Origin of the sequence: Paenibacillus sp. JNUCC32, assembly GCF_014863545.1 — a bacterium.
Lineage (GTDB): Bacteria > Bacillota > Bacilli > Paenibacillales > Paenibacillaceae > Paenibacillus_AQ > Paenibacillus_AQ lautus_A.
Genome location: NZ_CP062260.1, coordinates 6,686,527 through 6,712,505, shown reverse-complemented (window position 1 = coordinate 6,712,505; position 25,979 = coordinate 6,686,527). Strand labels below are relative to the sequence as shown.

General features: G+C 52.4%; 24 protein-coding genes and 1 riboswitch. Of the genes, 9 read left to right on the top strand and 15 right to left on the bottom strand.

Annotated features, from left to right (window positions below; genetic code table 11):
- Positions 1-232: 232 nt before the first annotated feature.
- Positions 233-1,117 (bottom strand): LysR family transcriptional regulator, encoded by an 885-nt coding sequence (locus JNUCC32_RS29860; RefSeq protein ID WP_192572753.1) that lies wholly within the window; start codon positions 1,115-1,117, stop codon positions 233-235.
- A gap of 217 nt (positions 1,118-1,334) precedes the next feature.
- On the opposite strand from JNUCC32_RS29860, the gene JNUCC32_RS29855 reads away from it, so the two are divergent.
- On the top strand, positions 1,335-2,615 hold the full coding sequence (locus tag JNUCC32_RS29855) for an adenylosuccinate synthase (protein WP_096776623.1): 1,281 nt from the start codon (positions 1,335-1,337) through the stop codon (positions 2,613-2,615).
- Here JNUCC32_RS29855 and JNUCC32_RS29850 read toward each other — a convergent pair.
- The gene (locus JNUCC32_RS29850) at positions 2,602-3,363 is read right to left on the bottom strand and encodes an alpha/beta fold hydrolase (protein ID WP_192570606.1); all 762 of its coding nucleotides are present in this window, start codon (positions 3,361-3,363) and stop codon (positions 2,602-2,604) included. The two genes, JNUCC32_RS29855 and JNUCC32_RS29850, sit on opposite strands and share 14 nt — an antisense overlap.
- 147 nt (positions 3,364-3,510) lie before the next feature.
- Here JNUCC32_RS29850 and JNUCC32_RS29845 point away from each other — a divergent pair, with 147 nt between their 5' ends.
- The gene (locus JNUCC32_RS29845; protein WP_192570605.1) at positions 3,511-4,452 is read left to right on the top strand and encodes a helix-turn-helix transcriptional regulator; all 942 of its coding nucleotides are present in this window, start codon (positions 3,511-3,513) and stop codon (positions 4,450-4,452) included.
- A gap of 44 nt (positions 4,453-4,496) precedes the next feature.
- The gene (locus JNUCC32_RS29840; protein WP_192570604.1) at positions 4,497-5,330 is read left to right on the top strand and encodes a nucleotidyltransferase domain-containing protein; all 834 of its coding nucleotides are present in this window, start codon (positions 4,497-4,499) and stop codon (positions 5,328-5,330) included.
- 13 nt (positions 5,331-5,343) lie between these two features.
- On the opposite strand, the gene JNUCC32_RS29835 is transcribed toward JNUCC32_RS29840, so the two are convergent.
- Both JNUCC32_RS29835 and JNUCC32_RS29830 read right to left on the bottom strand, forming a co-directional pair.
- Positions 5,344-6,117: an SDR family NAD(P)-dependent oxidoreductase gene (locus JNUCC32_RS29835; protein ID WP_323373488.1), complete on the bottom strand. Its 774-nt coding sequence runs from the start codon at positions 6,115-6,117 to the stop codon at positions 5,344-5,346.
- Between the two features lie 93 nt (positions 6,118-6,210).
- Positions 6,211-6,669 (bottom strand): chemotaxis protein CheX, encoded by a 459-nt coding sequence (locus JNUCC32_RS29830; protein ID WP_009593072.1) that lies wholly within the window; start codon positions 6,667-6,669, stop codon positions 6,211-6,213.
- A gap of 419 nt (positions 6,670-7,088) precedes the next feature.
- On the opposite strand from JNUCC32_RS29830, the gene JNUCC32_RS29825 reads away from it, so the two are divergent.
- Together JNUCC32_RS29825 and JNUCC32_RS29820 are read left to right on the top strand one after the other, a co-directional pair.
- Positions 7,089-7,991 carry a LysR family transcriptional regulator gene (locus tag JNUCC32_RS29825; RefSeq protein WP_009593067.1) on the top strand — a complete coding sequence of 301 codons (903 nt, stop codon included), beginning with the start codon at positions 7,089-7,091 and terminating at the stop codon, positions 7,989-7,991.
- Between the two features lie 53 nt (positions 7,992-8,044).
- Complete coding sequence (locus tag JNUCC32_RS29820; RefSeq protein WP_009593069.1) at positions 8,045-8,854, top strand: histidinol-phosphatase; 810 nt, start codon at positions 8,045-8,047, stop codon at positions 8,852-8,854.
- 242 nt (positions 8,855-9,096) lie between these two features.
- Here JNUCC32_RS29820 and JNUCC32_RS29815 read toward each other — a convergent pair whose 3' ends face one another.
- Positions 9,097-10,005: a metallophosphoesterase gene (locus JNUCC32_RS29815; RefSeq protein ID WP_192570603.1), complete on the bottom strand. Its 909-nt coding sequence runs from the start codon at positions 10,003-10,005 to the stop codon at positions 9,097-9,099.
- Between the two features lie 97 nt (positions 10,006-10,102).
- On the opposite strand from JNUCC32_RS29815, the gene JNUCC32_RS29810 reads away from it, so the two are divergent.
- Positions 10,103-11,482 carry an aldehyde dehydrogenase gene (locus JNUCC32_RS29810; RefSeq protein ID WP_192570602.1) on the top strand — a complete coding sequence of 460 codons (1,380 nt, stop codon included), beginning with the start codon at positions 10,103-10,105 and terminating at the stop codon, positions 11,480-11,482.
- A 74-nt stretch (positions 11,483-11,556) separates the two neighbouring features.
- On the opposite strand, the gene JNUCC32_RS29805 is transcribed toward JNUCC32_RS29810, so the two are convergent.
- From JNUCC32_RS29805 to JNUCC32_RS29785, 5 genes are all read right to left on the bottom strand, one after another.
- Complete coding sequence (locus tag JNUCC32_RS29805; RefSeq protein WP_096776630.1) at positions 11,557-12,243, bottom strand: potassium channel family protein; 687 nt, start codon at positions 12,241-12,243, stop codon at positions 11,557-11,559.
- Positions 12,244-12,451: 208 nt separating this feature from the next.
- Positions 12,452-13,252 (bottom strand): AAC(3) family N-acetyltransferase, encoded by an 801-nt coding sequence (locus JNUCC32_RS29800; RefSeq protein ID WP_192570601.1) that lies wholly within the window; start codon positions 13,250-13,252, stop codon positions 12,452-12,454.
- A gap of 131 nt (positions 13,253-13,383) precedes the next feature.
- A complete protein-coding gene (gene sdhB / locus JNUCC32_RS29795) occupies positions 13,384-14,148 on the bottom strand; it encodes a succinate dehydrogenase iron-sulfur subunit (RefSeq protein WP_076324823.1) in 765 nt (254 codons plus the stop codon).
- 19 nt (positions 14,149-14,167) lie between these two features.
- Entirely contained in the window at positions 14,168-15,910 is a 1,743-nt protein-coding gene (sdhA, locus tag JNUCC32_RS29790) for a succinate dehydrogenase flavoprotein subunit (RefSeq protein ID WP_015737404.1), read from the bottom strand.
- A 17-nt stretch (positions 15,911-15,927) separates the two neighbouring features.
- The gene (locus tag JNUCC32_RS29785) at positions 15,928-16,596 is read right to left on the bottom strand and encodes a succinate dehydrogenase cytochrome b558 subunit (protein ID WP_015737405.1); all 669 of its coding nucleotides are present in this window, start codon (positions 16,594-16,596) and stop codon (positions 15,928-15,930) included.
- A gap of 275 nt (positions 16,597-16,871) precedes the next feature.
- Here JNUCC32_RS29785 and JNUCC32_RS29780 point away from each other — a divergent pair, with 275 nt between their 5' ends.
- Positions 16,872-17,789, top strand: coding sequence for a LysR family transcriptional regulator (locus tag JNUCC32_RS29780; protein ID WP_015737406.1), 918 nt, complete (start codon positions 16,872-16,874; stop codon positions 17,787-17,789).
- Positions 17,790-17,825: 36 nt separating this feature from the next.
- Here JNUCC32_RS29780 and JNUCC32_RS29775 read toward each other — a convergent pair whose 3' ends face one another.
- Together JNUCC32_RS29775 and JNUCC32_RS29770 are read right to left on the bottom strand one after the other, a co-directional pair.
- Complete coding sequence (locus JNUCC32_RS29775) at positions 17,826-18,500, bottom strand: potassium channel family protein (protein WP_009592874.1); 675 nt, start codon at positions 18,498-18,500, stop codon at positions 17,826-17,828.
- 16 nt (positions 18,501-18,516) lie between these two features.
- Positions 18,517-19,857 (bottom strand): TrkH family potassium uptake protein, encoded by a 1,341-nt coding sequence (locus JNUCC32_RS29770; protein ID WP_192570600.1) that lies wholly within the window; start codon positions 19,855-19,857, stop codon positions 18,517-18,519.
- 63 nt (positions 19,858-19,920) lie between these two features.
- Positions 19,921-20,065, bottom strand: a riboswitch (cyclic di-AMP (ydaO/yuaA leader).
- A 290-nt stretch (positions 20,066-20,355) separates the two neighbouring features.
- Here JNUCC32_RS29770 and JNUCC32_RS29765 point away from each other — a divergent pair.
- A complete protein-coding gene (locus JNUCC32_RS29765) occupies positions 20,356-22,044 on the top strand; it encodes a CPBP family intramembrane glutamic endopeptidase (RefSeq protein ID WP_096776634.1) in 1,689 nt (562 codons plus the stop codon).
- On the opposite strand, the gene uvrC is transcribed toward JNUCC32_RS29765, so the two are convergent.
- Together uvrC and trxA are read right to left on the bottom strand one after the other, a co-directional pair.
- Positions 22,016-24,019 carry an excinuclease ABC subunit UvrC gene (gene uvrC / locus JNUCC32_RS29760; protein WP_192570599.1) on the bottom strand — a complete coding sequence of 668 codons (2,004 nt, stop codon included), beginning with the start codon at positions 24,017-24,019 and terminating at the stop codon, positions 22,016-22,018. The genes JNUCC32_RS29765 and uvrC overlap by 29 nt on opposite strands.
- Before the next feature lie 137 nt (positions 24,020-24,156).
- Entirely contained in the window at positions 24,157-24,474 is a 318-nt protein-coding gene (gene trxA, locus JNUCC32_RS29755) for a thioredoxin (RefSeq protein WP_009592891.1), read from the bottom strand.
- A gap of 253 nt (positions 24,475-24,727) precedes the next feature.
- On the opposite strand from trxA, the gene JNUCC32_RS29750 reads away from it, so the two are divergent.
- A complete protein-coding gene (locus JNUCC32_RS29750) occupies positions 24,728-24,883 on the top strand; it encodes a hypothetical protein (RefSeq protein ID WP_006212594.1) in 156 nt (51 codons plus the stop codon).
- Between the two features lie 126 nt (positions 24,884-25,009).
- Here the strand turns inward: JNUCC32_RS29750 and dnaI are convergent, their stop codons facing one another.
- Positions 25,010-25,963, bottom strand: a complete 954-nt coding sequence (dnaI, locus tag JNUCC32_RS29745; RefSeq protein ID WP_009592849.1) for a primosomal protein DnaI — start codon at positions 25,961-25,963, stop codon at positions 25,010-25,012.
- Positions 25,964-25,979 lie beyond the last annotated feature (16 nt).

Below are 25,979 nucleotides of genomic sequence, written 5' to 3'. Positions count from 1 at the left end.
GATATCAGAAGTCTATGGTTCCAAAGCGCGTGCTGCCTGATATCGCTGGAGAAACTTCCGTTACGTGCAGTTTGTTTGCTTTATTGAAAGTACAGCAGGCGTTTTTTCGAACGAGTCTTGTTCACTCTTTCTCATTATATGCCAAAACAGGAGTTGCCACCAAATCAAACATGAGAAACGGCCATGCTCTGCGTTTCATGCAGGTTATTTCATCTATGCTTGATGGTCATGCCTAGGGCAGTAGAGCGAGAAACGACTTGGCCGCCGCAGATAGCGGAATGCCTCGAAGCGTTGCAATTCCAATGCTGCGCTCGGGAATCGGCGGATCGAGCGGCACCTCGATCAGCTGGCCTGTTTGCAATTCGTCGTTGGCATAGTCGCGAATGACAAAAGCCAGTCCGAAGCCGCTTCGGGCAAACTGTACCAGCAGCTCGATGCTGCCAAGCTCGAACTCCGGTTTTAACTTCACGCCTTGGCGTTCGGCGAATTGATCCACGTACCTCCTCGTGCTTCCGCCGGTCTCCAGCATAAGCAGCGGGTAGTTCCCGATATCGTGAAGGGACAACGGGTGCGGTAATCCGGCCCGCTCCGCATACGATTTGCCGGCCACTAAACAATCATGGATCGGCGAGCTTGGGCGAAAGTCGATTTGTTTATCGGAAGCCGGTAAATGAACGATGCCGAAATCAATCTTCCCTTCCTTAAGAAGCGACAGCGTTTCCGGGGTGGTTCGGTTGGTGATGCGGATGCGAATATCCGGATAAGCGGCGTGGAAATACTCCAAATGCGGCAGCAGGTAATACTTGCATAGCGTATCGCTTGCCCCGATATTGATTTCGCCGCTGTGCAAATTATGCATGTCCGCGATCGCCTTCTCGCCGATTTCGATCAAACCGAAGGCTTGCTCGATATAGCGAAACAGCACATCGCCCTCGGACGTGAGTTTCACTCCCTTGGTGGTCCGAAAGAACAGCGGACCTCCGATCGTTTCCTCCAAATGCTTAACGGTATGGCTGACGGCTGGCTGGGTGATATGCAGATGATCCGCTGCCCTCGATAAACTGCCGAGCCGCGCAGTCCAATAAAAGACGCGATACCACTCCATATTGATTTCCATCATGATGACCTCGATTTTATCAAATGATAACAGGAACCTTGGATCGAAATTCGAGAGTTCATCTTCGAATTCCACCATTCCCCGTATTCTTCTCTAAAGAATCGTATAACATAAGCCAAACTAATGTCCACTATTACTAATATCAATTTTATTTATAATCAAGCGGCTCATATAATGAGCCATGTACAAGAAAATGATCGTAGGAGGCGAACAGGTTTTGACAGTCACAGCCATTGTAGGAGCCAATTGGGGAGATGAAGGCAAAGGTAAAATGACGGATGTTCTTGCGGCGCAATCGTCGTATGTCGTTCGATTTCAGGGAGGGAGTAACGCGGGGCATACCATTATCAACGATTACGGGAAATTTTCGCTGCATATGCTGCCATCGGGTGTATTCTATCCAAACGTAACGAATATCATCGGTCCGGGAACGGCTTTGGATATGGAGGTTTTGATCGGGGAGCTTCAGGAACTGGAAGCCAGAAACGTTCCCGCTCCGAAGCTGTTTATATCCGAGCGCGCCCAGGTCGTGCTTCCCATTCATCGGCTGCTGGATGAACTCGAGGAAGAACGGCTCGGCGCCCGGGGATTCGGTTCCACGAAACGCGGAATCGCGCCCTTCTACGCGGATAAATATGCCAAGCTGGGCATTCAGGTCGCTGATCTGTTACACCCCGAACGACTTCGTGAACGGCTCGAGCAGATGCTTGACATCAAGAATGTGCAGCTGCAGCATCTTTACGGAAGGGACCCGCTGAGCGTTGATGAGATGGTCAAGCAGCTATTGGAGCCCTTCCAGTTCCTGTCCCCGTATATTCAGGATACGACCACGCTGCTGCAGCAAGCTTATATGAAAGGCGATCCGATTCTTGTGGAGGGCCAGTTAGGAGCCCTGCGCGACCCGGATCACGGGATATACCCGTTTTCCACCTCCTCCTCCACGCTGGCAGGCTATGCACCGGTCGGAGCAGGACTTCCGCCGTACGCTATCAGCCAAGTCATTGCCGTTGTTAAAGCATACTCAAGCTGCGTCGGCGCAGGCCCCTTCGTGACCGAACTGCATGGAGATGAAGCGGATGAACTCAGACGCCTTGGCGGCGATGCAGGCGAATACGGAGTTACGACCGGCCGGCCAAGACGAATGGGATGGTTTGATACGGTAGCCACCCGTTACGGCTGCATGATTCAGGGAGCTACCGAAGCCGTTCTCACCAACCTTGACGTACTGGGGTATCTGGATGACATTCCGGTATGCGTCGGCTATGAATTAGAGAATGGAAGCATCATTGACCATTTTCCGGTAACGGCCGATCTGCGGTCCGCAAAGCCTGTCCTGCGAACGCTGAAGGGCTGGAAATGCGACCTGTCGCATATCCGTTCCTTCGACGAGCTCCCGGAAGCGGCGCAGCAATACGTGCAGTTTATTGAATCGTCCATTGGCGTACCCGTCAAGACGATCTCCGTCGGCCCGAGACGGGATCAGATTATGATGAGATAGCTGATATATGGCTTGTTTTCACTTGGCCAACGAAGCCTTCCAGAATGCGCCGGACACCAAGGGGATCGCTCAGCATCGGCAGATGACCGGTGCTGAGGCTCTCCACCCTGTCCGCCGACAAATTGGCTGCCATACGCTCTTGCAAGGATTCTCCGAACTCCTTGTCTTGGGTGAGCTTCACGTAAAGCTTAGGCACTTGGGGTGCGGATGCTTGAACGCGGTCCGTATAGACCCTACGGGATTCCGGGATGAACTCTGCTGCGATGCGGGAGGCCTGCTCCTCCGGCAAATCGCTGCACAGCCCCTTGCGGATCACGGATTCAGGCGGCTTCGTTCCGGCCATTTTTAATAAAACCGGCATGATGATCCTCTGGGGAAACGGAAGCGCCGAAATAAACGAACCGCCGCTCTTAGGTATGGCGGCACCGATGGCAACGAATCCGGCTACCCGTTCGGCTAACCTGGCAGCCAGCTCCATGGCCAACACCCCGCCCAGGGAATGCGCCACAAGGACGAACTTGTCCGTATCCCATCTTCTCACCTGCTCCGCCATATGGGTTACATAATCCTCCAGCGTCAAATGATGCCCGGGCATCCCTGCAGCCTCTTCCCGCGACGGGTAATCAACCTTCAAACACGGATAGCCCAGTCCTTCCGCAACGATATCCCACACGCCTCCGTTCATTCCGGCTCCATGTAAAAAAACAAACCCCAGTTCTTCCTGCATCATTTTTTGTTGTTTAGTCATGCATATTCCCCTTCCATAATGTACCTTTGTTCCAAGGATTCAATGGAACCCTTGCTGCTTGAGAACATCATATCCGTTAAATAAGACAAATGTTGTCTTATTTAGAGAATAAGATAAAATAAATAATCAAGAGACTGGGGGTTCATAATGCAGAAATCGCAGCGCCTGATTCAATTAATGATGATGATCAATGCAAAAAAGTCGTTTACCGTAAGAGAGCTGGCCGACGAATTCGGACTCTCCGTTCGAACGATATCAAGAGATCTGGATGAGCTGAGCGGGCTCGGCGTCCCCATTTACTCTGTGCAAGGACGAGGCGGCGGCTACAGATTGCTGCAGGAACGGATGCTGCCACCGATCAGTTTCACGGAAAGCGAAGCGATTGCCATCTTTTTTGCCTGCCAATCCCTGAGCTACTTCAGTACGCTGCCCTTCGGTGAGGGAGCCGCCACGGCGCTCCATAAGTTCTATCATTACTTGCCGGCAGATATTAAGGAGCAGATCGACCGTCTTAAGGATCGCGTCATGATTCACAGCCCGTTCCGTCCGATGTCGGCCGATATTTTACAAACGTTAATGCAAGCCGTCATGGTCCGGCAAGCGGTCACGATCTCCTATCGTTCTTCCGCCGGAAGCAGCCAGCGGCATATCCAGCCGATCGGGCTGTATGCAAGCTCGGGGTACTGGTATTGTCCCGCCTACTGTTTTACGCAAGAGGACATCAGGCAATTCAGGGTAGACCGGATGACGGCGGCCAGCCCCAATGAATCCTTACCGATCCGTGAAGATATCGCGAGCCAAACGCTGCAGGACATGCCCGAGATCGGGGATGTCGAGATGAAGCTTTTTGAGGTAGAATTAACTTCCAAAGGGGTCTGGCTGCTTGAGACGGATACACGGCTCGGTCCCCATATCCATCGGAACACGGACGGCAGCGGCGTCGTTCGGCTTGAAATACCGGCAACCGACGTCAACTTTTATGCGGACTATGTGTGGCGTCTCGGAGAGGAGGCAGTCATCACCTCGCCAGCCGAAGCGGTTCAATGGACCCGGGAGAAAATTGAATCCATGAGATTAAGGTATACATAAGGACAACTCAATCCCAGTTGGGAGAAATGAAGGAGAGAATATGCATGACTTCACAAGTGGATCGCTTAATTGAGCGGATAACGGAAGAGCTTCGCGGGGTACCCGGCGTTACAGGAGTCGTTCTCGGGGGATCCAGGGCCAAAGGAACCGCCAGACCGGATTCCGATATCGATATCGGCATTTACTATGATGAAGCCCAAGGTTTCAAGGTGGAGGACATCGCCAAAATCGCGAAGAAATTAGATGACGAGCATCGGGACGGGATTATCACTTCATTGGGCGAATGGGGAGCCTGGGTTAACGGGGGCGGATGGTTAGTGATCGAGGGGTATCATGTGGATTTCTTATTCCGGGATGTGCACCGCGTGTCCGGCATCATCGACGACTGTTCGGCAGGAAAGGTGTCCGCGCATTACCAAACCGGACATCCGCATGCCTATCTGAATGTAATGTACATGGGGGAAATTGCGATCTGCCGCATATTATGGGACTCGGATAACCGCATACAGACTCTGAAAGCCAAAACGTCTCCCTATCCGAAGCCTCTGCAGGATGCAATGATCGGCTATTTCACTTTCGAGGCATCCTTCTCTTTGATGTTGGCGAATAAAACGGCTTCCAGCGATGACGTCACTTATGTTACAGGTCACTGCTTCCGCTCCATTTCGTGCTTGAACCAAGTGCTCTTTGCCAAAAATGAAATGTACTGTATCAATGAGAAGCGTGCGGTGGCCATGATCGAGACCTTCTCCCGCAAACCGGCGAATTACAAGGAACGCCTGGACCAAGTGATCACGCTGCTCTCATCGGATACAGAAAAAACAAAACAAGCCACTGCGCTGCTTCAGGACCTTATAGCCGAAACGGAAGCTTTGTAGGCGCGCATAGCCCTCATTTCTTATTCATCCATTTGTAAGACACACGGTCTGCAAACCGCGGAAACAGCTGATACAGCCTTATGCCAAAGGAGGCCAGTCTCGGAAGATTCAGTTCTTCATTGCGTTTATGAACCAGCTTTACTACCTGATCCGCAACATAATCCGCCTTCATCATGAACCAGCTTACATTCTTGACATACCCGCCGGTCGGATCGGCCAAGGAAAAGAACGGAGTATCGATCGGCCCGGGGTTTACGGTCGATACGGTTATGCCCGTGTTCCGCAGCTCCTGGCGGAGTGAATTGCTGAACCCTAGAACGGCATGCTTGGTAGCCGAATAAGCCGTGGATTTGGCCGTTCCGATCTTCCCCGCCATGGATGCGATGTTGACGATTTGACCGTCCCCTTGCTTCAGCATGCCCGGCAGCACCGCTTGCGTACAGCGTACAATGCCCATATAGTTGACGTCCATCATATCCTGAAACTCTTCCTGTGGCATGTCCATAATACTTTCAAACTTGCCGTATCCGGCGTTGTTAATCAGCACATCGATTCTGCCGTGCCGCTGAAATACGGCCTCCATGACAGACGACACCTGCTCAGAGTTCTGAACATCCATGGTTGCCAGCTCGTGGGGACCGGATAAACGCGTACCCACCTCCTGCAGACGATCGGCCGAACGGGCGCACAGAACAACGTAAGCCCCCTGAGCGGAGAGCTTCTCCGCGATCAAGGCACCGATTCCGCTGGATGCTCCCGTAACAACTACAACTTTATGATTCAGCATGATTTCATTATCCCTTTCCTCACCGGCGCAGCGCTCCATTCTAAATATCCACAGAGCAGCTTCACGCACGGACTTGGGTTCATTACTCCTATTTTATGAAATCATGACTTGAATATCCAGCTCTCCGATTCCTTCCATTCGAAGCGGAATACATAGCGCCTTCTTCTGAATAAGACTGGAGGTGCTATCCGACTTCATTACCTTGGGAGGCGTGATATCCACGCTGACGCCCTGGTTCGATAAAATGGTGCTGGCATTGCCGCTGATCATGTTGCCGAGCTCTGAAATCGCGCTTTGCCCCATCTCATCCATTTCGGTAATGACATAGCCGCCCATCATCACCGATACCATCTGCAGCGCTACCTGCTCCTGAATTCCAAATACGATGTCACCGTTCATTTGGCCTGTCATGCCGATTTGGATCCAGATATGATTCTCCATATATCCGATCTCTTTGACCCCAAGATTCCCCGTGGAGGGTGAAACCTGTATGACTTGTTCGATAACGTGTCGTGCGGACTCTAAAAAAGGATTGATGACTTCCGCTTTCATTCCTCATTACGCCCCTTTCACTGGGTTGTTGGTCAGGGTCCCAAAGTCCCACCTATATATTTAAACATTATAATGGATACCTTGTAATAAATCATCACAAAATAGCGACAGCCCTCATTCCGACCACTGTCTTGCGATGTCAGCTATCGCTTGAAACGCTTTAGTACGAAGATATTCCTTTCGCTTAAACGGGCCTTAGGTCTCACCTTTTTTCTATGTCTACTTTACTATTATCGGATGGTTTCCCCATCTTTTAATAATAATTAAAATGAAAATAAAAATGTTTTTCATCTTTTTCGGCCGAAAACCATCCGGTTTGCTCCCTTCGTTGCTCCACCGGGGAGAATAACCTATAATTTATAACATACAGGTTGCACGCGATAGATGAGCGGAAGAATATATCAAGAAGGAGGAAGGCTATGAACATCAGCCAATTGGAAACGCTTATTACCATCTCCAAAACGATGAGCTTTCGCAAAGCGGGAGAGCTTCTTAATCTGACACAACCGGCGGTATCCGCCCAGATCAAGAGCCTGGAAGAAGAATTTAAGACGGTGCTGGTGGACCGGAGCCAACCCGTGACGTTAACGGACCGGGGCCAGGTCTTCGTGGATCATGCCGAGCAGATCCTCGGCATCGTGGATGAGTTGAAGCAGCGGCTGTCCGACCTTGATCAAACCCCCCAGGGTCATATCCAGCTGGGCACAACCACTTCCATAGCCATTCAGATCCTGCCGCGGGTACTTTCCTACTTCCAGGATCAATTCCCTCACATAAAAACAACCATTCAATCCATGGCCTCTTCCCAAATCTACCACAGCGTGGAGAACGGGCTCATCGACATCGGGATCGGCTATCTGATCGAGCGCAATCCCAACTTAAGCACATCCGTTCTGTATTACGATACCTTTGAGCTGGTCGTATCACCCCAGCATCCGCTGGCCAAACTTTCCACGGCCAACATGGATGTGCTGGCCGGAACCCCCCTTATTCTGCTAACGCGCGACACCGTCGGCCGCCGCTTCGCCGATGAAGTCATGAAGAAGCACGGCGTCGATCCTCAGGTGGTCATGGAACTGTCCAGCAGCGAAGAAATCAAGCGGATGGTCGAGATCAATCTGGGCGCAGCGATTATTTCGAAGCAGTCCGTCGCGACGGAGCTGCGCAACGGCACCCTGCAGATCGTTCCCCTAAGCGAGCTTGAAGTCAGCCACCCTGTCGGCGTAATCTATAAGAGCGGGCGTTATGTCAGCTCGGCCATGCGCCAATTCCTTAGTGATCTAAAGGGCATGCCCGAGACCCAATTCATCAGCAGTGAATAATGCCGACCGTCCCATAGAACCATAACCAATCAAGCGACATGAAGGAGGTCAATATGAAATTCGATCTGCATACCCATCACTTTCGCTGCGGCCACGCCGACGGCAATATCCGGGATTACATCGAGGCTGCGATCGCAGCAGATTTAAAGGTCATCGGGATCTCCGACCATACGCCATATTTCGGAAGCCCGGAAGAACAGCCCTTCCCGGCCATCTCCATGGCGAAAGCGGACTTTGCGGCCTACGTGCAAGAGGTTCTGGACTTAAAGCGGGAATATGAGGGGAAAATCAAGGTCCTGCTGGGCATCGAATCCGATTATTTCCCGAACCATGCCCAGATTTACCAGCAGGCGTTATCGGCCTATCCTTTTGACTACATCATCGGCTCCATCCACCACGTCAGGGATGTCAGCATCTTCAACAAGAACCGCTGGAAGAAGCTGACGCCTCAGCAGCAGGTTGCGGATAAAGAGGAATACTTCAATCTGATCCGCCAATCCGCCCGAAGCGGAATGTTCCAGATCATTGCCCATATGGATGCGATGAAGGGCAATTATCCGCTGTTCTCCGAGATCAAAGCCGATGAAGCGATTGAGGAAACGCTGAAAGTCATTGCGGAATCGGGCCTTGCCATCGAAATCAATACGTCCGGCAAAACCAAGCTGTGCGGCGGCTGGTATCCGTCGAACGCCATATTGGAAGTAGCGCACCATCACGGCGTCGAGGTCACCTTCGGCTCCGATGCCCACAAACCGTCCCGGGTCGGAGATGAATTTGACGAAGTGGCCAAGGTGCTTAAGGAAATCGGATACACGGAATGGGTCTATTTCGAACAAAAACAGAAGGTGCCCGTACCTCTTTAACGGGGTACTCCTTCTGTTTTTTGCATTTACATGGGTATTGGCGGCAAAATGGGCAAAAAAAGTGGACCCGTTACCGGGTCCGAAACATAATATATATTCTCAAAAGGGGGTCATGTGATAAGTTTAACCCGCGGCTGTTAGAGTTTGATAACAGGTATATTTCAATTGTGTAACAAATTCCAAGTGATCCTTTCAACTTGAAATTTTCAGATTACATATCAGATTACATATCCCGCTTTCGCTTAAACCATGGACCGCAGCGTAAGCACGGTAAGCTCCGGCTTGCATAGGAAACGAAAAGGCAGATGCGTCGTGCCGATTCCCCTGTTTACATAGAGCTGCATGCCTTGGGAACCCACGGTGTACAGGCCCTGCACGTAACGTTTGGCTCCAGGCGGCGTGATCACCTCGCCCATCCAAGGCAGGCGGATCTGTCCTCCGTGGCTGTGTCCGGATAGCTGAAGATGAAAGGGATAGACTGCCGCAGTATCTGCATAATCCGGCTCGTGCATCAGCAGCAGCTTGAACATGCCTTCAGGCAGATCCCGAATGGCAGCTTCCGGATCCGGCGTTCCCCAGATGCCATCGTCCAAGCCCGCAACGGCGAAGACGGCACCCTCCCGCCTAATCTTCACGGCGTCGTTGCGCAGCACCTGAAACCCGGCCTCCTCCTCCAGAGCAATCAGCTTCTTCACGTCCCCGTAATCATGGTTGCCTAATATAGAGAATAAGCCTAACGGGGCTTTTAGCTGAGCGAGCGGTTGAATGGCAGCCCTCATATCTTCCGCATTACCGTCCACCATATCTCCCGTAAAACAGATCATATCCGGTTTTTCATGATGAATGGCTTGCACCACGCGGGCCGCGTTGTCCGCCCCTGCATGAAAGCCCAGGTGCAAATCGCTAAACTGGACGATCTTCATGCCATCAAAAGCCTTGGGCAGCGAAGGAAACGTTAGCGTGTGTCTCGCAATATCCAATTGACGAGGCTCCCATAACGACGCATAAGCACCGCCAGCAAGGCCAGCTCCGGCCAAGACGGAAACGCCGATCTTCAGAAATCGGCGGCGCGACATCCTCTTCTGTTTAAGTTCTCGCTTCGCCTCGCCGCCGGCTGTACCCTGGGGCATCTCCGAGGATAGATTTCTCATAGGGGGACATCCTCCTATATAATAATGAAAGAATTCAAGTATTAACGCTCTTATGTTTATTCATATACATGAAATAACAAGAGAAAGGGGTTTATGTATGACTGTTAACGATTCGATCGCAGCCATAGTTTCGGCACAGCGGCATTTTTTTCATAAAGACATCACCAAGGAAGTGGATTTCCGTCTCCAGCAGCTGACCAAGCTGCGCCAAATCCTGATTGCCAGAGAGAACGATATCATGGAGGCGCTGCGCAGGGACCTGAACAAGAGTGAACAGGAAGCCTTCACGACCGAGATCGGAATCGTCTACAAAGAACTCTCCTTTATCATAAAGAATTTGAAGCGCTGGGCCAAGCCGCAGCGCGTCAAAACCGCGCTGACGCATGTGGGCAGCAAGGGAATGGTCTATCCTGAGCCCTATGGGACGGTTCTGATTATCGCTCCCTGGAATTATCCTTGGCAGCTGGCCATCTCTCCGCTGATCGGAGCCTTGGCCGCCGGAAACACGGCCATTGTGAAGCCATCGGAACTGACGCCTAACGTATCCGCACTTATTACGGCCATCATGAAAGAGACGTTTGAGCCGGAATACGTGGTTTCTGTAGAGGGAGGCCCCGAGGTTAGCACGAGCCTGCTGGAGCAGCCTTTGGATTATGTCTTTTTTACCGGCAGCACCCACGTCGGCAAAATCGTCATGGAAGCCGCCGCCAAGCAGCTGACACCGGTAACGCTGGAGCTCGGGGGCAAGAGCCCTTGCATCGTCCACGAGGATGCGCCCCTTGCCCTGGCGGCTTCGCGTATAGCATTCGGCAAGTTTACGAATGCAGGCCAAACGTGCGTCGCTCCCGATTATGTGCTCGTGCACAGCAAGGTGAAAGAGAAGTTCATCGCGCATCTGAAAGACGCCATCACTTCATTCTACGGCGAGACCCCGCTAACCAATCCCGATTATGGGCGCATCGTTTCGGAGAAGCATTTTGACCGGCTTTCCAACTTTCTGGACAACGGAACCCTCCGCCACGGCGGGGGCACGTCGCGGGATAAATTGCTCATCGAGCCCGCCGTGCTGGACGATATCACCTGGGATATGCCGATCATGGAGGAAGAAATCTTCGGCCCGCTGTTTCCGATCCTGACCTATGAGGATCTGCACGAGGCGGTCCAAGCGATTCAAGCCCGTCCCAAGCCGCTCGCGCTTTACCTGTTTACCGAGAATGAAGATGTACAGGATTACGTGCTCTCCTCGGTTTCTTTTGGCGGGGGATGCGTCAACGACACGCTGATGCACCTGGCAACCCCCTTTCTTCCGTTCGGAGGCGTCGGCGAGAGCGGGATCGGCTCGTATCACGGGGAATACAGCTTCCACACGTTCTCCCATAGAAAAAGCGTACTTAAGCAAACCAACCGGTTTGATTTTAAATTCCGTTATCCTTCCAAGAACGGGCTGGGCATTTTAAAAAAGCTGATGAAGCCTTAGCTTTCATCCAGCTTTCGCTTTCCTGCCCCGTTAACTATAACTAATAAAGGCGCACCGTTATCGGCGCGCCTGTTTTACTTGGATGAATGTTTTCTGCGATGCGGCATATCGCCCTTTGTCTTCACTTCGCCGCCTTCCGTCTCCAGTCCGTCGTCGCCGGGCTTAAAGATCCGGCGCAGCGTCCCCAGCATGGACAGCGCATAAGCAACGGTAACGAAGCTGAAGGCAATCTCCAGCACCACGACAAGCCGGGACGTATTATCGACAGGGGCTACATCGCCATACCCGACCGTGACAAACGTCGCCATGCTGAAATACAGGAAGGTAATGAACTGGCTCAGCAAATCCTGACCGAGGTTCTCGCCTTCGAAGGAAACGCCTCCGAACAGCTTATAAATCGACATATACACCACCGTGAAAAATAGAATGCACATCCCCGCCGCCATGCTGATCCGAACCAGGGTCGTTTTCATATCGACATGCTGATGGACAGAGTCTGCAATCTTATCGAAGATATACAGCACATAGAAAATAACGGAACATAATGAAAACAGCAGGATCAAGGCCCGCATGCCGCCTTCGCCGGGTACGACATGCATGAGATCAATCCAGCCGAGCAAATCCTCGACCGATATCAGGACATAAATAAGCAGCGGCGCCAGCAGCAAAGGCCTGCTGGACCACTTCTTGTCCATGCTGTAAAACAGATAGATCAACGACAGCAAGCCCGCCAAATTGAGCAGCCACATCCACCAAGACATCTCTAGTCCCTCCTTGAGGCCCGCAACCCGCAGGCCGTGCCATTACGTCCTATTACCCTCGAAACGGCACCTCTGCACCTGGAGGTCATTGGCAGCTTGGCAGCTGGCAAGAGCTGACTTTAGTCCTGGTCGAAGTCTGGATATCTTGTGCTGCGTCGCTCAACACTCGCCTGCGGTAATTCCGAAAGCTTGTGCGATCCGCTAACATTTAACGGTTCTTCTCCATCCACGACACGGCATAATCCACCATGGCCCGCTGTTCAGCCAATATGCAGTCGGCCTTTCCTACGCGTCCATGGATATACGCATCGGGGCACTGCGCTTCGAACGAAGCGCCTAATGCCTCGAAGTCGTCCGAATGATAGTTGATATCCTGAAACGCCTCCCACACTGTCACTCCCTGCACCCTGCGGACTGGCGCGTGGGCGGTGACCGCCTCCTTGCCCTTCCAATTCGCGCGGTATTCGCTGAGGTGGAACGACGTATTGTTGCCATAACCACTACCCAGCATAAGCACGTACGCGCCCGCCTCATACAAGCGTGCCAGCGGAGAAGCTTCGCCTAAGCTATGGTCCAGATGATGGGATTGCATTAGGTCCCTGGCCTCCCTGCCGCGTGCCGCAAACGACACATGCGGATGAGCGCTTCGGATAACCCCTTCTTGTTTACGGAACACTTCCGGAATGATCCCCATCCCCGAAGTGACCGTCAGATCCGGATCATAGGGCGGCATGCCCTCGCGAATCAGATTCCACCATTTTGGATCGGCCGGCGGATTTCCCCATGTCTTTGGATCGGTTAAGTTCGCGGATTGGGTCGGCATCACCAGCGTCCCTTCTTCCCCCAGCACGTCTTCGAGTGCCAGTATGACGGCCTCCGGACCGCCGACGATCCACCCGCCCACACTCTTGAGCGAAGAATGGACGAGCAAGGTCATGCCCTTACGGACGCCCAAAGCGGCCAAATCATCGCTAATATCCTTTATCGTAATCGGTCTTTCTATGATCAAGTGACTCACCTCAGATTCAATTCGAAGATTTCCTATCCTATGAAAAAACACATAAATTATAGCACACAACAAAAAGCGCCTGTACCGAAGCCCATGCCCCGGTCAGACGCCTTGGTATTGAAGTTAACCGATTAAACGCCAAGCCAGCGCTTAAACAGGTGTTTGGTCGTATCCTTGTTCATTTCCGCAATGGACGTTGTCAGCGGAATGCCCTTCGGACAAGAACGCACGCAGTTCTGCGAGTTGCCGCAGCCCTCGATGCCTCCGTCCTGCATCAGCGCTTCCAAACGCTCCTCCTTGTTCATCTCGCCTGTCGGGTGAGCATTGAACAAGCGAACCTGGGAGATCGCGGCCGGTCCGATAAAGTCCGTTTTTTCGTTGACGTTCGGACAAGCCTCCAGGCAAACGCCGCAGGTCATGCACTTGGACAGCTCGTAAGCCCACTGACGCTTCTTCTCCGCCATTTTGGGGCCGGGACCAAGGTCATAGGTGCCGTCGATCGGAATCCACGCTTTCACGCGCTTGAGGGCCGTGAACATGCGGCTGCGGTCGATCACCAAGTCTCTCACGACCGGGAACGTCTTCATCGGCTGAATCCGAATCGGCTGCTCCAGCTTATCGATCAAGGCCGCGCATGCTTGGCGCGGCTTCCCGTTGATGACCATGGAGCAAGCTCCGCACACTTCTTCCAGGCAGTTGGAGTCCCAGCATACGGGTGCGGTGGTTTGGCCCTGCGCATTTTTGGGATTGCGCTGAATTTCCATCAGCGCACTAATGACGTTCATGCCGGGACGGTACGGAATTTCGAATTCCTCGGTATAGGACTTCGTCTCCGGATTGTCCTGACGTGTAATGATAAATTTAACGCTCTTTGAGGCAGCTGCCGTTTGAGACATCGTAAATCCCCCTTCCTTCTTACTTGTCTTTCGAATAGTCGCGAATCCGCGGCGGGATTAAGGAAACATCCACTTCTTCATATGAAATCTGTGGTCCATCCGGCGTCCAGGTTGCTTTGGTTGTCTTGAGGAAGTCTTCATCGTTACGATCCGGGAATTCCGGCTTGTAGTGAGCGCCCCGGCTTTCGTTCCGGAGAAGCGCACCCAGCGTCATGGCCTCGGACAGCTCCAGCATGTTCCACAGCTGACGCGTGAACGCCACGCCCTGGTTGTTCCAGCGGGAGGTATCCGTCATATTGATATTGCGGTAACGCTGCTTCAATTCCTTGATTTTGCCGATGGTTGCTTCGAGCTTGTCATTGTAACGAACAACCGTCATGTTGTTGGTCATCCATTCACCGAGCTCTTTATGGATCACGTAAGCATTCTCGGTTCCTTCCATCTTGAGCAGGCCTTCGTACTTGGTGGTTTGCTCTTTCGCTGCGCGGTCAAATACCGTGGAGGAAACATCCTCTGCGGATTTCTTCAGGCCTTTGACGTATTCGATCGCTTTCGGTCCGGCCACCATGCCGCCGTAAATGGCGGATACCAGGGAGTTGGCTCCCAAACGGTTCGCGCCGTGATATTGATACTCGCATTCGCCGGCTGCGAACAGCCCTGGAATGTTGGTCATTTGGTTGTAATCGACCCACATGCCGCCCATGGAGTAATGGACTGCCGGGAAGATTTTCATCGGGATTTTGCGCGGATCGTCGCCCATGAATTTCTCATAGATTTCAATGATGCCGCCGAGCTTGACGTCCAGCTCTTTCGGATCCTTATGGGAGAGGTCCAGGTAAACCATGTTCTCGCCGTTGATGCCGAGTCCCATATCAACGCAGACGGAGAAGATTTCGCGCGTAGCGATATCGCGCGGCACCAGATTTCCGTAAGCAGGGTATTTCTCTTCGAGGAAATACCAAGGCTTGCCGTCTTTATAGGTCCAAATCCGTCCGCCTTCGCCGCGTGCCGACTCGGACATCAAGCGGAGCTTGTCGTCGCCCGGAATGGCCGTCGGGTGGATCTGGATGAACTCGCCGTTCGCATAATGAACGCCTTGCTGATACACCGCACTGGCCGCTGTTCCCGTATTGATAACCGAGTTGGTTGTTTTTCCGAAAATAATGCCGGGACCGCCGCTGGCGAGAATGACGGCTTCGGCCTTGAACGACTTGATCTCCATCGAGCGCAGATCCTGGGCGGCAATACCGCGGCATACGCCTTCGTCGTCGATGACCGCATTCAGGAACTCCCAGTTCTCGTATTTGGTCACAAGCCCCGCGGTTTCCCAGCGGCGAACCTGCTCGTCAAGCGCGTACAGCAGCTGCTGGCCGGTGGTCGCGCCGGCAAACGCGGTACGATGGCGCTTCGTTCCGCCGAAGCGGCGGAAATCGAGCAGGCCTTCCGGCGTGCGGTTAAACATAACGCCCATGCGGTCCATCAAGTGGATAATGCCCGGCGCCGCCTCGCACATCGCTTTGACCGGAGGCTGATTCGCAAGGAAGTCGCCGCCGTAAACGGTATCGTCAAAATGCTCCCAAGGAGAGTCACCTTCACCTTTCGTATTTACGGCTCCATTGATGCCGCCTTGCGCACACACGGAGTGAGAGCGTTTAACGGGTACAAGCGAGAATAGATGAACGTGAGCGCCTGCTTCCGCCGCTTTGATGGTTGCCATCAGCCCGGCGAGGCCGCCGCCCACTACGATAATATTAGATGCCATTTTTCGTTCACTCCCCTTTAACTTAAGACTGTCTTAACTACGTCGATCGCTGCCGTCGCCGCCTGGAATTCGGAACCGCGGAATGCTGTCATGGCAAGAACGAACAGCACGCTCATCAATACGAACAAGCCCATGCAGATGTAAGTGGATACCTTCTGCGCGCGCGGACCGACGGTGATGCCCCAGCTGACGAGAAACGCCCACAGGCCGTTAGCGAAGTGGAAGGTAGCGGAAACAACGCCGATGACGTACAGAATAAACAGAACCGGATTGTTCATGATGCCGTGCATCGTCGCGCCCAAATCGTCATGCGTGATTTTGCCGATCATGATTTGGAAGCGCGTATCGTACATATGCCAGATGACAAAAACGAACGTAATAACGCCGGTGATCCGTTGGATGGTGAAGCGGATGTTCCGTTCATAGTTGTAGTTGCCCACGTTGTTATTCGCCTGGTAAGCGATGTATAACCCGTAGACGCCGTGATATAGCAATGGCAGCCAGATCAGGAACAGCTCGAGGAAAAAAATCAGCGGCATGCTGTTCAAAAAATGCACCGCGCTCGCGAAGCCTTCCTTTCCACCCTCGAAAGCCTTAAAGTTGGAAATCATATGGCTGAGCAAAAATGCCCCAAGCGGTATGACACCGAGCAAAGAATGCAGCTTTCTGGAATAATACCCTTTCATCAGTTGACGTTCCCCTTTCCAATGTACAGCGTTTTCATTTTCAATCTTTCCTATTTTCAGAACAATTACACTTCCCCTGCCCTAAAAGAGGTTGTTCAAAAAGCCTTGCAACGACAAAAAGTTGCCTATTTCAGCAATCGTGTGAACAACTTGTGTCATGTTTCATGTTACTCCTTTTTTTCTTATAATGGAATTGCAATATAATTATTAATCGTTATAATCTATACGCATAAGCAACGTTTTGCACGCATGTCTATTTTAATAGGAGGATTTCCATGTTCGAAGAACTGGACGTGTTCGCCGTCGTCGTGGAGCAATCCAGCATCAATCAAGCCTCCAAGCTGCTCAACCTGTCACAGCCGGCCCTGTCCCGAAAAATAGCCAAACTGGAGGACCAGCTCGGACTGCAGCTGTTCAACCGCCGCGGCAAAAGGCTGGAGCTTACCTCAATTGGGCAGATTGTGTATACCTTCGCCCTGGAGCAGCGCCAGCAGCAGATCAAATTCTTGCAGACCTTGGCCCATTACCGGGAAGGGGACCAAATCTCGATTAACCTGGGCGCCAGTCTGACCACGCTGCAGACCACCCTGCCCCCGCTGGTCAATGCCTTCATGGAGCGTCATCCGTCAGCCGAAATCAAGCTCATCACCGGCAAGACCCATGAAATCGTGTCTTATGTAAGGGATAAACGGGTCGATGTCGGCATTGTTGCTTCATCCATCAACCAGCCGGGCTTGAACTGCATCCCGCTGTTCGATGACCATCTGGAGCTTGTCATCCCGTCTTCACATCCGCTGGCGGAAATCGAGGATGTGGGCATCGAACAGCTTCAAGGCTTGCCAATGATCATATTTTCGACCGGAACCTGGTACCGCAAGCTGACGGACGATCTGTTTCACCGCTGGGGCATCATGCCCGATATCCGGATGGAGATCGACTCCTTCGAAGCGATCGTCAGGCTGATCCCGACCTGCAAGGCGGCCGCGCTGCTGCCCAAATCCTATCTGAGGCCGCAGCTGCTGTCTGATAACGGGCTCGTCGACATTCATATTCCGGCACTCATCGAAACCCGGCGAACGACTTCGCTGATCTACGGTCAAGCCTCGGAGCTGAGCAAGGCGGCCAGCCGCTGGATCGAAGAAACGGAGATCCTGTTCCGCAAGCTGGAGGAAGATAAATCGAAAAAAAACTGACGATATTTCGCAATCGTCAGTTTTTTTCTACTATATTTATTTTTCGAGCATATTCACGACTTCGGACTCAAAGCGGTCCACGTTGTCATTGGAGCCGATGACGACCATAATGTCGCCGGAATTCACGACGTCCATGGCCGTCGGAGCAACGATAATGCCGGACTGTTTATTCAGCGCCACCACGCTGACGCCGTACCGGACCCTCGTATTAAGCTCGCTCAGCGTTTTTCCGTCCATGCAGTCCGTGACCGTCATCTCCACAATCAGATAATCCTTGGATAATTCGATATAATCAAGCAGGTTTGGCGTCACGAGCTGGTGCGCTACCCGGATCCCCATATCCCGTTCGGGAAAGATGACCCGGTCCACGCCAAGCTTCTCCAGCGCCCGGCCGTGCAGCACCGATATCGCCTTGGCAACGACCATCGCGACACCCAGCTCTTTCAACAGGATGGCGGAGAGGATGCTCATCTGAATGTCGTTCCCGATCGCAACGATCCCGCAGTCGAAGTTGCGGATGCCAAGCGATTTAAGCACTTCCTCATCCGTCGCGTCCGCCACCACCGTATGCGTCAGCAGCTCGCTCATGTCCTCGACGACCTCTTCGTTCCGGTCGATGCCGAGCACCTCATATCCCTGTTCCATCAGCTCCAGCGCCAGACTGGCGCCAAATCGCCCCAAACCGATGATTGCAAATTGCTTTGGTTTCATGTCTCTCCTATACCCCTTATCCAATTATCATTTTGCCTTCCGGATGACGATATAATTCTTTACCCTTTTTCGGCCCCAGTGCATAAGCAAGCGTCAACGGCCCCAATCGACCCGCAAACATCGTAAGGCTGATCAGGATCTTGCCGAACACGGTCAAATCGGGCGTTAAGCCCATGGAGAGACCTACCGTACCGAAGGCGGATGTCGTTTCGAATAGAATCTCCAGGAAGTCCCCTTCCTCTGTCGTCGACAGAATCATCGAGACGGTTAGAACGAGCAGCAGGGCCAGCAAGGCAATGGTCAGTGCCTTCAGCACCCGCTCCTGGGCCAGGCGATAACGGAACATGACGATGTCTTCCCGCCCGCGCATCATCGCGATGACCGCCCCTACCATAATGGTAAAGGTCGTGGTTTTGATGCCGCCGCCGGTTGACCCTGGAGATGCTCCGATAAACATCAGGATGACGATAAAAAATTGCGTTGCCTGTCTGAGCCCCGTAATATCTATAGTATTCGCGCCCGCCGTACGCGGCGTTACGGATTGGAATAACGCGCCGAAGAATTTTCCGCCCCAGTTCAGGGAACCCAGCGTTCTCGGATTGGTAAATTCAAATATGAGAATGACGATAAATCCGACCGCAAGCAAGGCAGCCGTCATCGTGAGCACCACCTTGGAGTGCAGGGAGAGCCTCCGCTGTTTTCGATAATCGATCAGATCGGACAGCACAATAAATCCAATGCCCCCGGAAACAATCAAGAACATCACGACGAAGTTGACTACCGGATCGTATACATACCCGGTCAAACTCCGAAAATCGCCAAACAAATCGAAGCCGGCGTTGTTAAACATCGTCACCGCATGAAAAACACCGTAATAGATCGCCCGGCCCAGCGGCATATCAAACGCCCAACGAATCGATAAAATGACTGCGCCGCAGGCCTCGATGACGAGGGAGTACAGCAATACTCTGCGTATCAGCCTTACGATGCCTTCCATCGAGGACTGATTCATCGCTTCCTGTAAGATTAGACGGTCTTTGAGCGATATGCGTCTTTTCAGAACCAAGGCGAATAAAGTAGCCATCGTCATGAATCCGAGCCCGCCGATTTGAATCAGCAGCATGATCACGACTTCTCCGAAGGAACTGAATGTCGTTCCCGTATCCACCACGACCAGGCCCGTTACGCACGTTGCCGAGGTCGAAGTGAACAAGGCGTCAGTAAATCCAAGCGGTTCGCCCGTCGTCGTCGAGATTGGCAGCATTAACAGCCCGGTCCCGATGAAGATGATGGCCGCAAAACCAAGCACGAGAATTTGAGGCGGAGACAATGTAAGCCAGTTTAATTTAGCGTTCAATCGGACACCTTCTTTAAAAAAATCAACGAAAAAAGACACTGGAAAACGCAGTGCCTTTCGGTCTGGTTCCTGTGCAACAGCCTACGAGGTTAGCTGACGGATTCGGGCATTTCCACAGGTCGCCCTATTCATTATTCCGGGAATAATGAAATTCACCCCAATTACATGGTTCCCCCATTTTCATTACGAAATTCGGCTGGAATATTCGGTTCCTTCAAGCATGATGTGATTATAACTCAATCCGTTACGTAACCCAATGCCGTTTTTCGCCCGAAATATCTTTAAAAGAGCGCGAATTGGGCATATTCAAGAATACAAGCGTAGGGTTCTCTAACGTTTTCGAAACCTTTCATTCATTTTCATCGATTTATTTCAATATTCCGATAATTGGGATAAGCTGCTTATGGCTTTCATACTATGTTATATTGACTCTATGCGTTCTTAATCAGGCATATCGAATACCAGTGGGAGTATCAACTTTCTTAGAGGAGGAATTTCATGAATCGTGCAAGAGAGCCCTTGAAGCTGAAGCCCAATCTGAAGCAGCTCATCGCGCCTGCCGCAGTCGGCCTGATTCTGTTCCTATTATTTCAGGTATTTCCGTGGGCGAATCCGGACGATGCCGAGATGGCCTCACCGGATATCATTTCCAAGGAGCAGGCTCGGCAGGCAGCTTCAAGGTTTGCTCAGGAGCATCTGCAGTTTGCGGCTGCGGACACGGACGAAGCCTTGGTTACATATCAATCCAAATCGGAACTTTACGGATATCTGGCGAAGGAGAAGAGGCTTTCGGAATATAACAAAACCTATGAAGCCAAATATCCCTATGACGTATACCGCGTTCGCTTCAGCGAGCCTGGAGGCGATGCCCTCAATGTGGACGTGCACATGCAGAATTCCGGCATCGTCGGATTCTCGTATGATTATGCCCGTTCCAGCTTTGACCGGATCGAGCTGAACAAGGGCGAGATTCAGAGGCAGATGCTGCTCGTCGTTGAGGACGGCATGACATTGGCCGAGAAGCAGGCGCTGGCGGAGCCATGGCTTCAGCGGGCGGGTTATGACCTGTCGAATCTGGAGCTGGTTACGAAGGAAGGGGAGCCCCGTCTCAAATATGTGGACCCTGAATCCAGGATCGGGGACTCCAGGCTGGAGCACCGCTTCACCTTCGAGCAGGGGAAATTGCGCTCTTATGAGCCCTCCTTCTCGGTGCCAGCCGCCCACTCTGCTTATGTCAACAAGCAGACGCAGGATGCCACCCTGCTGACGCTCGCAGGGTACGGCCTGTTCACCCTAATCCTGGGCATTCTTGCGATTGTGTACAGCGTGAAGACCAGGGCCTACACCTCATTTAAGCGCGGCCTGTTCTTATCCGCGCTGCTGTTCGTCATTCAAATGCTGAATACGTATAATCTGATTCCCGTTTTCAAATCCGAAGGCATGTCGCAAACCGGCGTGCTCGGGATGATGATTTTCTATGCCGTCTATTCGCTCGTCTTCTCCGCCCTGCTCTATTTTTCCCTTGTCGGCGGCAGCGGGCTGTGGCATAAAGAAGACGGACTCAATCCATGGCCGCGTGCCAAAGAACCCGGATACGGGCATTACGTGCTGGACAGCATGAAGCTGGGGTATATGTGGGCCTTCATCCTGCTTGGCGTCCAATCCGTCATCTTTATCGGTCTTGGTCTGACCCTGAATACATGGTCCACCACGGATGCGACGCAATCGCCTTACAACATGCTGTATCCTTGGCTGTTTCCGTTGATGGCCTGGCTGGCCGGCATATCCGAGGAGGCCGTGTACCGGCTGTTCGGCATCAAGATGGTGAAAAAGATCGTCCGCAACACCTTTGTTGCAAGCTTGATCACCTCGCTTATCTGGGCACTGGGACATACGCTCTATCCGATATACCCCGTGATCTCCCGGCCGATTGAGCTGGTCATCATCGGTTTGCTGTTCAGCTACATCTTCTTGAAATACGGGTATTTGGCGGCGATGTTCTCCCATGTCATCTTCAACAGCATCCTGATGGGCATCAGCCTGATCATGCTCAAGGATGCAGCCAACTTGCTGACCGGCGCTTTTTACATGGTGCTTCCGGCGATTGTCGCCTATGCGATTTACCGTTTCAACCCGACAAAAAAAGAGAAGCCGTATGTCACGACTCCTCCTCACGAAGTGCATTAAGAATATCCGTTGCTAATTTTTCACCGATGGAAAGGGGCTTGAAGTCTTCGACTGAAGCCTCTTTTATTTTTTTGACCGAGCCAAAATGCTTCAGCAGCATTTTGCGGCGCTTCTCCCCGATGCCTGGGATCGAATCCAGCTTGGACGTCACCATCGATTTCCCGCGCTGCTCGCGGTGGAAGGAAATCGCGAAACGGTGAACCTCATCCTGAATGCGCTGGAGCAAATAGAACTCCTGGCTGTCCCGAGGCAGCGACACCGGCTCCGGCGGGTCTCCGACCATCAGCTGCGCCGTTTTATGCTTGGCATCCTTCACAAGCCCGCAGACCGGGACGAACAGCCCCAGTTCATTCTCCAGCACGTCGATGGCTGCTGAGATCTGTCCCTTCCCCCCATCGACGACAATGAGGTCCGGAAGCGGCAGATTCTCCTTCAATACACGCTCGTACCGCCGCCGGATCACTTCACGCATCGTATCGTAATCGTCCGGCCCCTGCACGGTACGAATCTTATATTTGCGATATTCCTTCTTATCCGGTTTCCCGTTGGTGAATACGACCATGGCCGATACCGGATTTGCGCCCTGGATGTTCGAGTTATCAAACGCCTCGATCCGGTTCAGCGACTGGAGGCCGATCACCTCGCCCAGATTGGCCGCTGCAACCGAGGTCCGTTCTTCATCGCGCTCAATCAAGCGGAATTTCTCGTCCAGCGACACCTTCGCGTTATCCGACGCCATGCCGACCATCTGTTTCTTCAAGCCCCGCTGCGGCACGTGAACCTTCACGCCCAGCCATTCCTGCAAGGCGGCAGCGCCCCCGGCAGCATCCACGAGGCCAGCGGCCTCCGCCTGCTCAGCTTGGGCTTGGACAAGGACTTCCTGCTGTTCTTCGGATGTATCCGCGGTCAGCTTCTTCTCCGTTTCCGCGGCTTCGTCTGCGTTCCGGGCACCCTGATCCCCGGCGCTATCAGTGGCCGTCTCGGAGCCGGTCTCCTCTGCCAACAGCGGCCCAGGCAGCAGAATTTCCTGCGGCAATGCAGGATTATCGCTGTAATACTGGGCTATGAACGACATGAAATCACTGTGCGCATCCCCGTAGAACGGAAAAACGGACTTGTTGCGCTGCACCATTTTGCCTTGGCGCATGTACAGAATCTGCACGCACATCCAGCCTTTGTCCACGGCATAACCGAACACGTCGCGATCCCGGGTATCCGTTGTCGTGATCTTCTGCTTCTCCATCAAGGTATCGATATGGATGATTTGGTCCCGCAGCTCCTTGGCACGCTCGAAATACAAATCCTCCGCGGCCTCCTGCATCTTTCGCTGCAGTTCCTTCTTGATCTCTTCGTGCCCGCCGCTCAGGAAGGAAGTAATCTCTCCCGTAATCTGTTCATAGGCGGATTTCGGCACTTCCTTCACGCATGGAGCCAAGCATTGTCCCATATGGTAATACAAGCAGACCTCTTTCGGCATCACGCCGCATTTGCGCAGTGGATACATCCGGTCCAGCAGCTTTTTGGTCTGCTGCGCCGCATACGCGTTCGGATAAGGACCGAAGTATTTGGCTTTATCTTTAAGCACCCTCCTGGTCACTTCCAGGCGAGGATGCTCTTCATTCGTTATTTTAAGGTAGGGATAGGTTTTATCGTCCTTCAGCAGCACATTGAATCTCGGCTGATGGGTTTTGATCAGATTGCACTCCAGAATTAACGCTTCCATGTTGCTGCCCGTCACGATGTATTCGAAATCGCGGATTTCCGAAACGAGCATCTGGGTCTTCCCGTTATGGCTCCCGGTAAAATACGAACGCACCCGGTTCTTCAGCACTTTGGCCTTGCCCACGTATATAATCGTGCCTTCATGGTTCTTCATCAGGTAGCAGCCCGGCTGATCCGGCAGCAATGCCAGCTTGTGGCGAATATTCTCCTGCGCCTTCTCCTGCTCCTGAAGCCGTTTGGCAGAATCGTCCATGCTATTCCTCCTCTCCAAGGAGATTGTATGATATTAACAATATTAATATAAACCATGATAATGAACCACACAAAGCGCCTCCGGGTTACACCGAAGGCGCTGTATGAAAGCGGATTGCAGTCTATGGCAAATCCTGCTTATTGATGTTTTGCAATAATGCCCTTCAAGGCTTCTTTGGAGTTCAGACCTACGACTTTATCGACAGGCTGGCCGTCTTTAAAGAAGATCATGGTCGGAATGCTCATGACGCCGAAGCGTGCAGCGGATTCCGGATTCTCATCCACGTTCACCTTTGCAATTTTTACATCATCGCCGAGTTCTGAAGACAATTCGTCCAGAATCGGAGCAAGCATTTTACAAGGGCCGCACCATGGCGCCCAGAAATCAACTACAACCGTGCCTTGTCCTTCTACTTCATTGACGAAGGTTTGGTCGGTAACATTGACGATAGCCATTGTATTCTCCTCCTCACAGGATAAGATCGGGTAAAGTGCGAATCATAATTGTCGAATGGGTCGACGAATTTAGTATACCACAATCGGCCGGAAAAAGTGAAATATACTCACCTAAAGAAAGAGGTTTTCACGGGATTTTTATGCAATCTTTACAAATGATTTGCGCATTGGGTATACTACTAGTAACAAGTCGGGTGACGGTCAAGTTTTTCGTGTTCGCACGGCATGTTCACCTTTTGAGGAGGCAAGCACCATGGATGTAAACGTACGCGTTAACGATCCACGGGAGCACATCAATGAAGAACCACGCAATGACTTTGGCGATTTGATGATGGGCTTCGTGGGGATGTTCGGTTTCATGACCATCATCTTTTTCGGATTCGTCATTATCAAGTTCTTGGTCGGTTAATATTTGATGATTCCTTGTGCACAGATAAAAAGTCTGATCCTGCCGCGCTCCATGCGCAAGCGGGATCAGACTTTTTACGCTTCAAGAGACGTTTGTCCACTCTTTTCATGTGCTCGTTGCAAACGTCTAGAACTTCCCTCTCTGGTTCTCTCCGAACAAATGAACGACATCCACGAAAGGCGCGATCCGGTTCATCAACCGCTGCCCTTTGTGAAGCTCCTCGCCGTCCTTGCTCGTGAAGCTGAGATGCTGCTCCAGCCCGTCGAGCGGATAGTTCGACGTATAGAAAGTCGGCAGCCGGTTCATCCGGAAATTCAGGATGGAACCGAGGACATGATCTCGTACCCACGGATTCAAATTCTCCGCTCCAATGTCGTCAAAGATCAGCAGGTCGCAATGCTTCATCGTCTCGACCATGTCCTTCAGCTTCTGGCCGTCCTGCATCATGGTTTTCAGATCTTCCACGAAATCGGGCATATAGACGATCACGCCGGAGTGGCCCGCTTTCGCAAGCTCATGCATTAAGTAACCCATCAGGTACGTTTTCCCGGTACCGAACGAACCGGTCAGATACAAGCCGCGCGGGGACAGGCCGTTCTCCTTCGTATCCCGGATATATTTGAAGACCTGGTGCACCGCAGGTGCCCGCAAGCGGTCCTTCGCCATAATCTCCATATTGTCGTACCCTTCGCTCAAGGCATGCTCGTCAACATAAAAGCTGCGAATCCGCTTTTTGATCTGATCCTCATTGGTTTTTGCAATCTGCAGGGAGCACGGCGCCTTCCGTTCATAGATCTCCACCGTGCCGTTCATCCGCTGGATATCCAGCTTGCTGAAATGTCCCTGGAAATCATTCGGACACCGGTCCAGACCCGGGCATGCCTGGCAGTGGGCCTGGTCTCCCGCATATTGATACAGCTTGCTTAAATTCAATCGTATGACCCGGTCATCGATCTCCGGATATTCGCTTCGCAGTGCTTGAATCAGAGGATTCCTGAGCAAATCCTCCGTAATCTGCTCGGTTCTGCGCAGGAGCGCAGTACTTTTCATGCTTTCCAGCAGTTCACCAAGGGACTCCATCACCTGTTCCCTCCTC